General features: G+C 39.7%; 11 protein-coding genes. 5 read left to right on the top strand and 6 right to left on the bottom strand.

Annotation, left to right across the window (positions count from 1 at the left end; all coding sequences use genetic code 11):
• Nucleotides 1-2 precede the first annotated feature (2 nt).
• Nucleotides 3-2,345: a S8 family serine peptidase gene (locus tag OM33_RS15410; RefSeq protein ID WP_040134823.1), complete on the bottom strand. Its 2,343-nt coding sequence runs from the start codon at nucleotides 2,343-2,345 to the stop codon at nucleotides 3-5.
• Nucleotides 2,346-2,517: 172 nt separating this feature from the next.
• Between OM33_RS15410 and OM33_RS15405 the strand changes: the two genes are divergently transcribed.
• Entirely contained in the window at nucleotides 2,518-3,633 is a 1,116-nt protein-coding gene (locus OM33_RS15405; RefSeq protein ID WP_040134821.1) for an anhydro-N-acetylmuramic acid kinase, read from the top strand.
• A 274-nt stretch (nucleotides 3,634-3,907) separates the two neighbouring features.
• On the opposite strand, the gene OM33_RS15400 is transcribed toward OM33_RS15405, so the two are convergent.
• Nucleotides 3,908-4,261 carry a gamma-glutamylcyclotransferase family protein gene (locus OM33_RS15400; protein WP_040134819.1) on the bottom strand — a complete coding sequence of 118 codons (354 nt, stop codon included), beginning with the start codon at nucleotides 4,259-4,261 and terminating at the stop codon, nucleotides 3,908-3,910.
• Nucleotides 4,262-4,317: 56 nt separating this feature from the next.
• Here OM33_RS15400 and OM33_RS15395 point away from each other — a divergent pair, with 56 nt between their 5' ends.
• Nucleotides 4,318-4,884 (top strand): DUF6942 family protein, encoded by a 567-nt coding sequence (locus OM33_RS15395; protein ID WP_040134817.1) that lies wholly within the window; start codon nucleotides 4,318-4,320, stop codon nucleotides 4,882-4,884.
• A 102-nt stretch (nucleotides 4,885-4,986) separates the two neighbouring features.
• Nucleotides 4,987-7,113, top strand: a complete 2,127-nt coding sequence (locus OM33_RS15390) for a sensor domain-containing protein (RefSeq protein ID WP_052141086.1) — start codon at nucleotides 4,987-4,989, stop codon at nucleotides 7,111-7,113.
• 32 nt (nucleotides 7,114-7,145) lie between these two features.
• On the opposite strand, the gene OM33_RS15385 is transcribed toward OM33_RS15390, so the two are convergent.
• The 3 genes from OM33_RS15385 to OM33_RS15375 form a co-directional block, all read right to left on the bottom strand.
• A complete protein-coding gene (locus OM33_RS15385) occupies nucleotides 7,146-7,586 on the bottom strand; it encodes a hypothetical protein (protein ID WP_040134816.1) in 441 nt (146 codons plus the stop codon).
• Between the two features lie 9 nt (nucleotides 7,587-7,595).
• Entirely contained in the window at nucleotides 7,596-9,407 is a 1,812-nt protein-coding gene (locus tag OM33_RS15380) for a S8 family serine peptidase (protein WP_040134814.1), read from the bottom strand.
• A 597-nt stretch (nucleotides 9,408-10,004) separates the two neighbouring features.
• Nucleotides 10,005-10,997, bottom strand: a complete 993-nt coding sequence (locus OM33_RS15375; protein ID WP_040134812.1) for a GlxA family transcriptional regulator — start codon at nucleotides 10,995-10,997, stop codon at nucleotides 10,005-10,007.
• 128 nt (nucleotides 10,998-11,125) lie between these two features.
• Here OM33_RS15375 and OM33_RS15370 point away from each other — a divergent pair, with 128 nt between their 5' ends.
• Nucleotides 11,126-13,024, top strand: coding sequence for a beta-ketoacyl synthase (locus tag OM33_RS15370; protein WP_040134810.1), 1,899 nt, complete (start codon nucleotides 11,126-11,128; stop codon nucleotides 13,022-13,024).
• A 211-nt stretch (nucleotides 13,025-13,235) separates the two neighbouring features.
• Complete coding sequence (locus OM33_RS15365) at nucleotides 13,236-13,859, top strand: lytic transglycosylase domain-containing protein (protein WP_040134809.1); 624 nt, start codon at nucleotides 13,236-13,238, stop codon at nucleotides 13,857-13,859.
• Between the two features lie 21 nt (nucleotides 13,860-13,880).
• Here the strand turns inward: OM33_RS15365 and OM33_RS15360 are convergent, their stop codons facing one another.
• Nucleotides 13,881-14,114 carry a hypothetical protein gene (locus OM33_RS15360; RefSeq protein ID WP_040134807.1) on the bottom strand — a complete coding sequence of 78 codons (234 nt, stop codon included), beginning with the start codon at nucleotides 14,112-14,114 and terminating at the stop codon, nucleotides 13,881-13,883.
• Between the last annotated feature and the right edge of the window lie 170 nt (nucleotides 14,115-14,284).

Below are 14,284 nucleotides of genomic sequence, written 5' to 3'. Positions count from 1 at the left end.
CCTTAGTTTGCCGCATGACCAAATACACGAACCGCAGCACCAGTCATCGTAGTTGGGGTTGTGTTATTAACATAGCCGATAAAGCCAAACGAACCACCATCAGCAGTTGCGAAGCTATCACCAGATGTATCAACTAAACGAATAGTCCACTCACCTTTCGCTGATTCACCATAGAACGCATTTGCAAGGAAAGTACCATTTTTCAAGATATAACCAGGTTGCCAACCACTGTAGAAATCAAATGCTGGGTAAACAAGCGCTTGTTTCGACGATAGTAATACACTACGTGTACCGCTTGGAGATGTAACTTCAATTGCTAAGTCAGTACCCGCTGTAGTTTGAACTGGACCATTTGCTGTATCAAAACCAAAGCCCATTTCTTTGCTGAAAATATCGAACTTAAACTGAATTGCTTCAACTTTAACATCTTCTTCAATAGTGACTTTATAAGATACACCTTCAGCATTGTTGTCTGGAATTTCTACCATTAAGTCTTCTTGACCAACAACAGAACCAGCACCAATCCAATCGCTTACAACTTCTTCACCTAGGCTAGTATCATATGCTTTTGCCATAGCGACAGCAGCGCCAGCATCTACACGTCCAAAGCCGTAAAGGTTATTAAACTTATAACCTGCAGCATTCTCAATCCAACCAGCGTGTGCAACAAATTCACCTACCTCATCACCTTTACCTACAGATAGTGTAATCGCCTCATCGCTAGCATCATTTTTAGTCGACGTATTAGCTAAAATATGACGTACATCACGCCATGTTAAGTCTTTGTTTGCAGATAAAATAAGTGAAACTACACCTGCCGCATTAGGCGCTGCAGATGATGTACCATTCATTGTAGAGCGATAGTTACAGCTTGAATTTTCTGGGTGACCAGGGTAATCGAATACATATTGGCTTGCAGCAAATGCTTCACCATAAGCAGCACTCCAACCTGCAATATTACGGCCTTCGTAACCAGATACGCCACTTAAACATGTCATTGGATCTGTTGTAACCATCGCAGGTGCCCAACGACCAAACTCACCAGATGGAGCAGCAACTAAAACGTTAGCACCTGCTGAAGAGTAACTTGTGTGTTTACCATTTGAATTAACTGCACCCACTGAGAAGTAGTAAGGGTGCGCTTGGCTAGGTTCGCTGTTACCGTTATAACAAGTAAGGCCTAAATCATTCGCGCCATTGTCTGCACAGAAAGAACCTTCTGGACCACCATCTTCAAAACTGTTACCGCTAGATTTGATATTAGTCGCACCTTTACCACCACGAAGGTATAGATTCGGATACGATTCGATTTGCTCATCTAATTCTGAATAGCCAATATACACTGGGAAAGTGATACCATAGCTGCGGTTAAACGCTGAGATTTCTTCATTCGCAGTAATACCAGAACCTGGGAAACCATGTACTAAGAAGTCTGTTTGAGCAACTTTATCACCAGAACCTAAATAGTTCATACCGATTAGACCAGTGTTTGGAGCAACACCACGGCCGCCTAAGCCATTCCAACCTTTAGCTGCAATTAGACCTGCTACACTTGTACCATGGTCGCCATTTACCGCTGGGCTAGTAGGATCCGTTTTATCAAGTGCACCCTGAACTAAGTTCAAAGAACGATTAGGCAGTACATTTGGTGCTAAATCTTCATGACGAATTTCAAGACCAGAATCCACAACAACCGCCGTTACACCAGCACCAGTTACACCTTGTTTGTATGCTTCAACTGCTTTGATGTCTTCACCAGCAACTAAATAATGAGCTTCTGCATCAGCAAATTCAGCATCCCAATATGCTTTTGCTTCTTCTTCAGTCATAATGCCTAAATCGTTTACGTATAAATCGATTAGACCTTGCTTCATTTCATCACTTAAAGCGAATGCTTTTTGACCTGTATTACGCAGATGCCATTGATGTTTAGCCAGAGGATCGCCTTTAACACCCGAAACAACTAGTTTAGCAGATGCTGATTTGCCATTTGCTGTTACTGTATAATCAATTTCTGCATCTTCGCCAGAAATGTTAACGTACTTAAAGTTAAGACCATCAAGCTCTAGTACACCATGAGAAAAGGTGTAAACACCATCTTCAGCACTTACAGTCTCACCAGCTTCATTAAACGTAACTGACAGCTCGTCATAATTACCATCACGTGCATTTAGAGCGCCCTCTGATACCATCCATTGCATGGCATCAGTAACCATTACATCGTTAGCTGTAGGTGCAACATCAGGTGCAACTGTTGTTTTGTTATCATTGTCACTACCACAACCAGCTAGAGAAATTAAAATAGCTGCGCTTAGTGCTGATAACTTCAGTTTATTATTTTTCATAATCAACCCTTGTTTTTAGATTAGTGGCAAATTAACAAGACACAACAATTCAGACAACATGCTGTTTACAACCATTTGCATTTTAAATATTTTTTTACATATTTATGGTCTACGGCTTTATATAGTTTAATTAAGCTTTACAATCATCTTATTACTTTCAAACACAATACCTATGAACGCACATTCATCTCTCTACATTGGAATCATGTCGGGAACAAGCCTAGATGGTATCGACATCGCCCTAGTTGAAATAACCGATAATCAAACTCGCCTAATTGCAAGTTTGGAAACCCCCTTTACACCGTCACTCAAACAGCAACTCAGCAGCCTAATAACATCAAAACAATGCGACTTAGCAACCATAGGTGACCTTTCGTATCAATTAGCAGATGAATATGCTAATGCTGTAAATTATTTATTAAATGAAAATAAAGTCTCTGCATCTGCTGTTACAGCAATTGGAGTTCATGGGCAAACCGTATTTCATCACCCAGAAAGTAACTATCCACATTCATTACAACTGGTTAATGCAAGTGTATTAGCCGTAAAAACAGGTATCAATTGTGTGCATAACTTTCGTGAAATGGACATTGCTTTAGGCGGTCAAGGCGCCCCATTAGTGCCTTTATTTCATCAAAGCTTACGCCCTCAATTGGCTATTGAATTACCTGAAGAATCACTTGTGTTTGCCAATATTGGGGGAATCGCAAATTTATCAATATGTGATAAAGACAACTTGCTTGGTTTTGATTCAGGACCGGGCAATACACTGATAGACATCATAGTCCAAACGCGATTTGAAAAAGAGTTTGATCACAATGGTGCGCTAGCAAGAAAAGGAAACGTGAATTCAGCTTTTCTTGAAGCAATGTTAACAGACCCATACTTTCAAAGTGAGATACCAAAAAGTACTGGACGCGAATACTTTAATCTTTCTTGGCTAGCGTCTTTTGAAGAATATGCCAACATCAATGCGTATGACATTTTAGCCACTGTGACCGAGTTAACAGCGATAACGATGACACAAACGTTAAAAGCAAAAAGCGGCTTACTGATTTTATGCGGTGGTGGCGCTAAAAACGCATTACTTGTTGAACGCATTAAGTCTTATCTACCAAAATGGCGCGTTGCCAGCAGTGATGATTTCGCCATTAGTGCCGATTTTATGGAAGCGATGGCATTTGCTTGGATGGCATATCGAACTTTAAATGGCTTGCCCTCAAACGCCCCGTCTGTCACTGGTGCTCAAAAAGCTGCTATTTTGGGTCAAATCACTTATGCACCTTAGCCATTTGTTGGTGCAAGCTTGCACCAACATAGCCTAGAGGCTCTGATAAAAAACATTAAACTATTGATTATTAATGCTTTTTAAAGATGGCATGGTTTTTCTATATAGGTAAATAGAAAAAGGAGAAGTGATTATGAATAAACTCAAAGAAACTTACTTATTTATCTATCAAGTCTGCCACCTCAACCTGCGACAATGGGATATAGAACAAATTAACTGTGCCAATGATGACAGCCACCATTAGTTGGATTTATGAAATATGTCAGTGAATACTTCATAAATCAGCAGACACTTCCGAAGATGCGGCATAAATCCAACATGATTTGCCATCTTTCGTGGTGGCATTTATACGTGTGTACTCAGCGACCTCATAACGATCAACCTGAGCAAGCTCTTCAGGTGTCAGCCAAAAACAGCTTCCTTTAACTTCGTCACTCACACTGCCTGTAAATATTAAAATAGGGTGGTATGCCTTGCCACTTTGCTTTACAACATTTGCGTCACTAATTTTAATTTCTGACAAGCGATAGCCTGTTAGAACTGCTTCTTCACCCGCTAATTTCCGACCAAAGTTTGACTGCTGTACATTTTCTTGTTGTAAAGTGCCATAACTAAACAAGCGTTCCATATCGCATCCTTTTGAATTTTGTTACAGTAATAAAAATAATTAAATGCTGTTGAAACATGTCAGAAGTTGGATTTGGATGCAACCGCTATCGCATTGCTTTTTATGTTGAAAATGCACCATCGTACTCACAATTTGCTAACCCAAAAAGCTTGATTGCATTGCCAACTGGCGCCATAAATGAAATAGGGATGCAATGTGGAAATGGTTGGCGTAAACAATTTAATGTTTTTGCTAAGTTTATTTACGCTCTTCAACCAAATGTATTTGATGGGCGGGAAAAAGAAACAAGCTGGCAACTCTTCCGCGACAAACACCTTTTGCAACAGGACTCCCATACCGCATTACTGTTTAGCCCTCCAAACCTAAGCAAAAAGAATGTTTTTCACATCATTGCTGGGCGTAGTTATGCCAAAAAACTGCTGATTAAGTCACTGAAGAATGTGCAGCTAGTATGGCTAAACAATGAATTTGCATTTGATATTGAAAATAAACTCATCGTTTGTCCGTTTCTTGATTACCGACAACTGTCAAATATGAAAATCGCGTTTCTAGCGCAAATGTGCCAACAAATGCTGCACTCACACTCAATTGACCTTAAAGATTTTCATTTGCCCGATTTGTAATCAAAAAATTACATAAAAATATAAGTGAATTAGGGCATGCAATGGAATTTTGACTACAATTATTAAAAGCTTAGTGTCAACTTTATCAATGGAATTGTTATTTTGGTACGGAACTTAGTCAAAAATAGTGTTGTTGCTCCTGAAGTCCTTCTTGAGCATGCCCCAATAGGTTTGTTTGTCGCCAAACCTAACGGAGAATGCATTTTTGCCAACCATGCACTCTATAAAGTGTTAAATCTACTCAATACAAATATTGTTGGAAACAGCTATATTTCTGCAATGCATCCTGACGACCGTCAAGGTGCGATTAAACAATGGTACGAAAGTACAGCTAAAGGCAAACCATTCCATTACACATTTCGCTCTTTATCTAAAAGCAAAGGAAAACTACTCGCGATCCATGCCATTCCGCTACTTGAAGATGAACGTTTGGTTGCTTATTTAGGCATTATTGAAGACGTCACTGCAATAAATGAAACCGAGCGTAAACTTTATTTAAGTCAGCAACGCTACGAACTTGCAGCAAAAGGGGCAAGTGCAGGCGTGTGGGATTGGGACATTGTTTCAAACGAGGTGTTTTACTCAACAAAGTTCACAGAATTACTTGGCTTTGATAACTTAGCTTTTGGCAATGATTTCGCCTCATTCACAGAACAAATACACCCAGACGATCTTGCTCAGTTTAATGCAAATCTTGATGTTCACTTATCAGATCCATTTGAAATTTTTGACATTGAAGTTCGCATGTACAGTGCCAAGCAACATGAGCTCTGGTTCCACATTGTTGGCGAAGCATTACGCGATGACAAAGGTAAGCCCTATCGTATGGTGGGCTCAATGTCAGACATCACTGAGAAAAAGCAATCTCAGCAAGTTATTTGGCATCAGGCCAACTTTGATGCGTTAACGCAACTGCCTAATCGCAACATGTTTACAGATAGGCTTAACCAGGAAATTATTAAAAGCAAACGTTCAGGTAGTAAATTTGCACTTCTTTTTATTGATTTAGACCACTTCAAAGAAGTTAATGACACCTTAGGTCATAACGCGGGTGATTTGCTACTTGTGGAGGTTTCTGAACGCTTAAAAGTTATTTTGCGTGAAACGGACACGGTTGCGCGTATCGGCGGAGACGAGTTCACAGCCTTGCTGTGTAATATTTATAGTCTGGCTGATGTAGAAAACATCGCAGGTAAGTTGATCCAAGCAATTGAAATGCCTTTTTATATCAATAATGAATCAATTTTTATCTCTGCTAGTATCGGCATCACTGTTTTTCCTGATCACAGTGAGAAAATGGATGAGTTACTGAGGTTTGCCGATCAAGCCATGTACTTATCGAAAGAAGAAGGACGAAAACAGTACCGTCACTTTAATAAAACATTGCAAGAGAAAACAGAAAAAGCGCATTTATTGACGCAAGAGCTGCGACTAGCTGTTATTAACCAACAATTTGAAGTACTTTATCAGCCAATTTTGTGTATTTCAGATAAAACCATTCATAAAGCTGAAGCACTTATTCGCTGGCATCACCCAGAGCTTGGTATGGTCAGCCCAGCCGAGTTTATTCCCTTAGCTGAAACGTCTGGCATGATTATCGACATTGGTAATTGGGTATTTCAACAGGCTGCAGAGCAAGTTAAAAAATGGCAGCAAAGCTACAACGAACAGTTTCAAATAAGTGTTAACCGCTCTCCAGCGCAATTTCAGGTAAATACCACGCAGCATGATGTAATATGGCTCAATACACTGTTACAACTTGGTTTAAAACACGGCATTTGCATTGAGATTACAGAAGGGTTACTACTCGATGATGACGAGTTCATAAAAGAAACTTTAAAAAAGTTCCAGTCTGCTGGTGTAGCTATCTCGTTGGATGACTTTGGAACGGGTTATGCTGCACTGTCATATTTAACCAAATTTGATATTGATTATTTAAAAATTGATCGCGCGTTTGTAATGAATTTAGAAGAATCTAAACAAAACCAGGCGCTATGTGAAGCAATTATTGTGATGGCTCATAAACTTGGATTAAAGGTGATTGCAGAAGGAGTTGAAACACGAGAACAACTGGCCATTTTAGAAGCCGCCGATTGTGATTACGCACAAGGTTATTTCATATCAAAACCGATTAGTCATGTAGACTTTGATAATGAGCTCAAAAGTGACGATCCGTTTTCTGTAGAGCACAAGACTCACGCTAAAAAGAATAAAACGCCTGCTACTTAGCCCAATTCGCAGGCGTTTTTATTTGATATTACTTACTTCTCAATGATGCCCTTGTCGGCAAGCTCAAGAGTTACTGAACTCACACCCTCTAGCTTTTTCAAAGCATCAACTAAAGATAATAAGTTGCGATCACTTTGAGATTTAAGAATGTAGTAAGATTTATAAGCCTGTTTTATGATCAAGTCGTTATCTTGATTAAACTGCTCAAAATCTACATCACCAGACAGCTTCACAATGATTTCACCAGTGACGGTATAAGCATTAAAGCCATTCTCATCAAATATTTCTAATCCTGGTACAACTGTATTTGCACCATTCGTTTTAAACTTTTTATTGTTAACAATCACCTCAGAATCAGATAACGCTAATTGCTCAACAGGTGTAATGGTTAAGCCTTTTAATTGATCTGCAGAGGTTGCCATTGCAATGTGTGTCGTTGCAGCAAGTGCCGCCATCAAAATTACTTTTTTCATTTTTTACTCCTAGTGACCAATTACACGAAGCGACCAATCTTTTAACATACCATTTTCGGTATTGTTATCGCGATTAAAGCCAATTAAACCAATTGCAGCGTTATAACCTAAAGTAAAACTGTTGCCTTTATCAGTATCAATTACTTTTAACTGCCACTCACCTTTTGCAGATTCACCGTAGAAGTGATTACTAAGTAGTAAAGTATCAGTATAACCACCTTGTGTACTCGATAACCAACCTGTGCGCGCACTCATTAAAATTGAGCGTGTACCCGACGGTGAAATTAGTTCAATCGCAAGATCACGCAGACGAGAGTGATCAATATTCAACTTCACTTGAACAGCTTCAACGGTTACATCTTGTTCAAATGAAAGCGCACTTGTTGCACCTACTAAACTCGCATCTGGAATTTCAACATTTGCCGTTTGCAGCTGCCAAGGAGTAATAACTTGTTCAGGTAATGGCGCAGCCGGGGTAAAGAGCGCTTTATAGACCGCATCATCAACATCTACGGCACCAAAACCATAATACTGATGGAAGTTATAACCAGCGGCATTGGTCTGCCATGCAGGGATCGCATTATAGGTCACTAATTCACCATTCGCATTTTCAAATGTTAAATCAACGCCAGGGTGTTCAACATCTGTTTTACGCGCTGTTTGCGCGAGAATATGACGAATAGCGCGCGCATCTAACGCGTGATTTGCCGACATAATATTGGCAATCGCCCCCGATGTATTTGGCGCAGCAGATGATGTGCCATTCATTGTGCCTGTATAGTCACAATTTGGATCTAATTCACTACCGCCATGAAGTGCATTACCATGTTCACCTGCTACATTGCTTCCTGCATCACAGCCCTGTAAGTCAATCGTAACCATTGCTGGCGCTGCTTCGCCAAACTCCCCACCAGGAGCAGCTACAAACACATTTGAACCAACAGACGAATATGAACTTAACTTGCCTTCAGCATTCAGTGCTGAAACAACCAAGTTCCAATGGTTTGTATTGTCTGATGAAATGTTTGCATTGTGAAATGGTAAACCTTGGTTATTGAAAAACTGATTATTCTCATAAGGTAATACTAAAATGCGATAACCTCGATAGAATGCATTATATACTTCAAAAGAGTTGCCAGCAGATTTTACATAAACTGAACCACGTCCCCAGTGACTATTTTCTGTGATGTCTTGGTATACAGAATCTTGCAGTTCTTGCCACGGATCAAGTGAGTAATCGTGAACGCGCGGGCTTGCCGGTGTACTACCATAACTTTGGTTAAATACACGTGGGTCTGTAAAACGATCTAATTGACGAAAGTCTTCTGATAAACCATGCGCCACCAGCCAATTACCTACCGTCTGATTTGGTAAATAGTTAAAACCAATAATATTTGCATGTGGTGCAACACCGCGGCCACCTAAGCCATTTGCTTCAGTAGCAGCAATCAAACCAGACACTGAAGTACCGTGACCATCATCATCTTGCGGGTAATTTGAACCGTCGCCAAGGTTGATAGAACCATCAACAACATTCGTTCTTAAATCTGGGTGGTCAATTTCTACGCCAGAATCAATTATCGAAACAGTAATGCCACGACCTTTAATTCCCATCAAGTGAGTGAAATCTAAATCTAAGTCATTACCAGCAACACCTGAAGACTGAGAAAAACCTGTTTGCCCTGTGTTTTGTAAATGCCACTGTTGAGAAACAAGCGGATCTCCCGTAACAAGCGGAAAAGTTGAATCGGTGATTTTAGCTATTGCCGGCGTACAAGCGATGATTAAGCTCGCCGCCAACAAAGGTGTTTTTATTTTCATTTTGTCCCCTGAAATTCGTTTTACCCCACAATCGGGACGCCTATTAAAAACCGACAAAAAATAAAAAGAAACGCCTGCGCTATTTTCAGTAAAAAATCAGAAGAAAAATAGCTAACCACATGATTTAAAATAATTAAATAATGACAACGCTGTCTTTTTTGAATGCTGAATAAGTCTTTAAGTTATTGAAAAATATGCATTTACAGTTATTTACACATTATTAACAAAAAAAGAAATAACATAGAGCATTAGGCTATATTGCACTGCAAACAATTAAATATGCAGTCACTGATTTCGAGTTATAAATTCTCAGATTTAGCTTGCAATAAACCAATTGTTAGCAGTTAATTTACATAAATGAGCGATAAAAACTTTGTGCTCCTGCAAAGTCACCTTACCCTACATCCATATAGGGCAACGCAGTATAAATGCCAAACAAGCGCTGCCTAAAAGGTTCAACCCAAAGCGTTTTGTTCTTTGTTGCTGCTTCTTGACTTAGCCCGCTAAGCCTACAAAGCAACGCCGCGATCAAAAAGCTTTGTATTTGAACAGAATTTAGACCACAAAGATCAACACGCTCTAGTGTAATTAATACTGTTATGAATCGGTTTTAAACAGTTTTTTTCGAACCAAAAGCCGATAATCTGACGGCGTCTGGTTGAGTTCTCGTTTGAACACTTTTGTTAAATAACCTTGATCAATATAACCAACTTCAACAGCAACATCTTGTACTGTTAAATTGGTGGATGATAATAATTCTTGCGCCATCTCAAGGCGCATTTTTTGCAAATAGTGATTTGCTGTTGATCCCGTTGCCGCCTTAAAACGTCGTGAAAGTGTGCGCTGACTGATGCCAAATTGCTCAGCAACATCATGTAATGAAAAATCACTGGTAAGGTTGTTCTTAAGCCAAAACTGTATTTGTGCAATTAATTCATCCGGATGCCTATCCACAGCACCCTCCAAGTAGCGTTGCTCTTCGTAGGGCTTTCTAATTTCATGTGAAAAATTCCGTTCTACGTTTTGTGCCGCTTCTCGACCATATAACTGGGCGATTAAATGCACCATAATGTCTGCCAGTGAATTTAAACTAGCAGCGCAAAAGATGCGCTCTGATTGGGTGATAAAAAACTCTGGTTTTAAATTAACACGCGGATAGTCTTTTCGAAATTGTTTTGCGTAATGCCAATGTGTAGTCGCTGCATGATTATCTAATAACCCCGCTTCAGCCAGTAAACAATTACCTGTTCCTACACCCACAATAGTTGCGCCTTGTTGCCACTGCCTTGCTAAATACGAAATTGCGGTTTGGTTATGCTTAATCACAGGCCTTGGGTTTCGCCAAATGCCTGGCACGATAATAAAGTCTGCTTCATCATCATTATTTACTGTCAGATCAGGCACAAAAGCACAACCAGCACGACATTTAATAATTGTTTGCTCAGTTGATACAAATTTAATATCGAGGGATGTCCCATGTCTCTTATAATTAGAGGCGTCACCAGCTTTTAACATCTCGACGGGCAATGTCACACTTGTTGCTAGCACTTGCGGGTATAGCAACAGCCTTACTTTTGTCATTTTTGTCATATCAACTGCTCAAACCAGTTTAAAATGGCCACATAAACCAAAGTTATGACCAATTAAACACAAACATAAACATAAAATCAAAATAAACTGTCCCTAAATAACGTAATTTTTATGAATTTAGGGCTTTTATGACTGCATTACCTATTGTTGTTGGAATGGGTGGTATTAATGCCGCAGGACGAACTTCTGGTCATCAGGGGTTTCGTCGCATCGTTTTAGACAAACTAACACAAGAAGCACGACAAGAGACATTTCTTGGTCTTGCGACTTTAATGAATTTAGTTCGCCAAGAAAACGGGGCATTAATCGATCATGAAAATCAGCCAATCACTGCATCAAATATTGAAAGCAAATATGGTGAACAAATTCTAGCCGGTACGCTAATTCGTAAAATTGAAGACAACCATTTTGATGTTGATGCAACCCATGGTCATCAAAAAATGACGGTTTTGCCTGCTGAGGGTGAGCAAATTGTATTTGAAACAAGCGCACGTCATTTACCAACTCCATTACCTAGAGATTGGCATGTTGAATCACTTGAAAGTGGTAAAGTTAAAGTATCAATTTCAGGTGAGTTATCGTTAAAGCACGATACTTTTCGAGATAACCCAATTAAAGCAGCAGGCCAATTTCCTACTGGCTTTGATCCCAGCACTCTTTATAACAGCCGTTATCAACCGCGAGGTTTGCAAGCAACCATTTTTGCCGCAACAGACGCAATTAAGTCAACGGGCCTAGATTGGGATGCTGTGTTAGCGGTAGTTGACCCTGATCAAATCGGTACTTATTCAGCATCGGTTGCCGGTCAAATGCAAGAAGAAGCATTTGGTGGCATGATGAAAAATCGCTTAAAAGGCGACCGTGTCAGTACTAAAAACTTAGCACTTGGTTTAAATACCATGTCTACTGACTTTATTAATGCCTATGTTACAGGCAATGTGGGTACAACGTTCACCACATCTGGTGCTTGTGCCACTTTCTTATATAACCTACGTGCAGCTGTGCATGATATTAAAGCAGGGCGTACACGCGTGGCAATTGTAGGCAGTGTAGATTGCGCCATAACTCCTGAAATTGTTGAAGGCTTTGGCAATATGAGTGCGCTTGCCAATGTTGATGGTTTGAAAAAACTTGATAATAGTGATACTCCTGACTTGCGCCGTACTAGCCGACCTTTTGGCGAAAACTGTGGTTTTACCATTGGTGAAGGCGCCCAATTTGCTGTTTTAATGGATGATACGCTCGCTCTGGAATTAGGTGCTGATGTAATGGGCTCTGTGCCTGATGTTTTCGTCAATGCCGATGGCATTAAAAAGTCAATTACCGCACCAGGCCCAGGAAACTATATCACCATGGCAAAATCGGTTGCACTGGCAAGCAGTATTCTAGGTGAAGAAGCGGTACAAAAACGCAGTTATATTCTGGCACATGGTTCAAGTACACCACAAAACCGTGTAACAGAATCAATCATTTACGATCGTGTAGCAAAAGCATTTAATATTGATAATTGGAAGCTTGCAGCACCTAAAGCGTTTGTTGGTCACACCATTGGCCCCGCAAGCGGTGATCAAATGGCAATGGCATTGGGTATTTTTAGTCACAACATCATGCCGGGCATCACTACTATCAATAAAGTTGCTGATGATGTTTTTGCGGATCGTCTTGATATTCGCACTGAACATTACGCTTGCGAGAGCCAAGATATTGCATTTATTAATTCCAAAGGCTTTGGTGGCAATAATGCAACAGCACCCATGTTTTCGGCCTCTGTTACACTGGATATGCTAACAAAACGTCATGGCGAAACGGCAATGGCAAACTACCGTGATAAGCTCACAACCACAAAACAACAACAAGACGCATACAGTGATGCTGCAAATAGCGGCGACTACCAGTTAATTTATCGCTTTGGTGATGGTTTGATAGATGAAAATGAAATTGAACTAACACAAGAAATACTTTCATTACCGGGCTTCGCCCAATCAGTGAAGTTAAAAGCAACTAACCCTTTCGATGATATGGTGTAAGCAAATTCATTCTCCTTTGTTAAAAGGACACTCTGTCATCTCCTAAAGGCGCATATTGCGCCTTTTTACTTTTTTATCATTTAACATCTTTATTCATTGTAACTAGGGTACAAAGCGAACAAAAAAACAGGTAAAGTGTCGACTGTTATAAGGGCTTGATAATCTCCCTTTAACGGCCATAATTAGAACAATAAGCTACGCCACATCACACATGAACAACAAATTACTTGCTCTTTTATTGTGTTTTGCGTTTTCAGTGTCTGCTAAACCGATTTACCAATATGTAAAAAGTGATGGTTCAATTGCATTCACAGACCGTAAACCCGTTAAACACAGTTACAGTATCTATCGTACTGGTTGCTATGCCTGCCAACTGCGCTCGTCTTTAAATTGGCACAAAATCCCTATTTATCCTGACAAATACCATTTGGAAATTGCAAAGGCCAGCAAGCAACACAATGTTGACCCCGCATTGGTGAGAGCCATGATCCATGCTGAATCGGCATTTAAAGCAAATGCGCGATCAAAAAAAGGGGCTATAGGATTAATGCAATTAATGCCTGCGACTGCTAAATATATGGGAGTTAAACGGCCTAACTTGCCAGCACAAAATATTTTTGGTGGTGTTAAATATCTGTCTTATTTATTAGATAAATTTAATGGCAATGTGCGTTTGGCAACCGCTGCATATAATGCAGGACCAAGTACAATTAAGAAATATAAAGGCATTCCACCTTTTGCTGAAACGAAAGCATATGTTGAACGAGTAGGTATTCTACACAATCGTTATCGAGTGGCGCTCAATAAAAAGAAAAGAAAGATTTCACCAAGCTAAATAATACCTAAGTTGTGGTGGTTAGCTCACCCACCACAACAAAGCCAATGCAAAAATAACGACACTTAAACGGATCAATGGACCCTTAAGTGTTTCAAACGTTTTACCTTTTAGTTTGTTTATTGCAGCTTGTTCTGTACATGCAGCCACTTTATCAATGTAACTATAACCTGATTTTTCGTAGCTTTTACAAATTGCTTTATCTGCAGGGATGGCTTTTAGCTCATCACCTTTTTTTAGGATATAAAAATCCATAACGCACCGTTATTCTTATTTCTCAAACCAACACTAACTTCGGTATTTTTTACACAAGGCAAAAAAGTGGCGGCTATTAAATACTAAGTAAAAGCAAAGTGCAATACACAATTAGCAATAGTGAAGAAAATTCCACAGGCAAATAATTGTGACAAAATAACTTTATTCAA

The organism is Pseudoalteromonas piratica, assembly GCF_000788395.1.
In the GTDB taxonomy this organism is placed as follows: Bacteria; Pseudomonadota; Gammaproteobacteria; order Enterobacterales; family Alteromonadaceae; genus Pseudoalteromonas; species Pseudoalteromonas piratica.
This window is presented reverse-complemented; position numbering and strand designations above follow the sequence as displayed.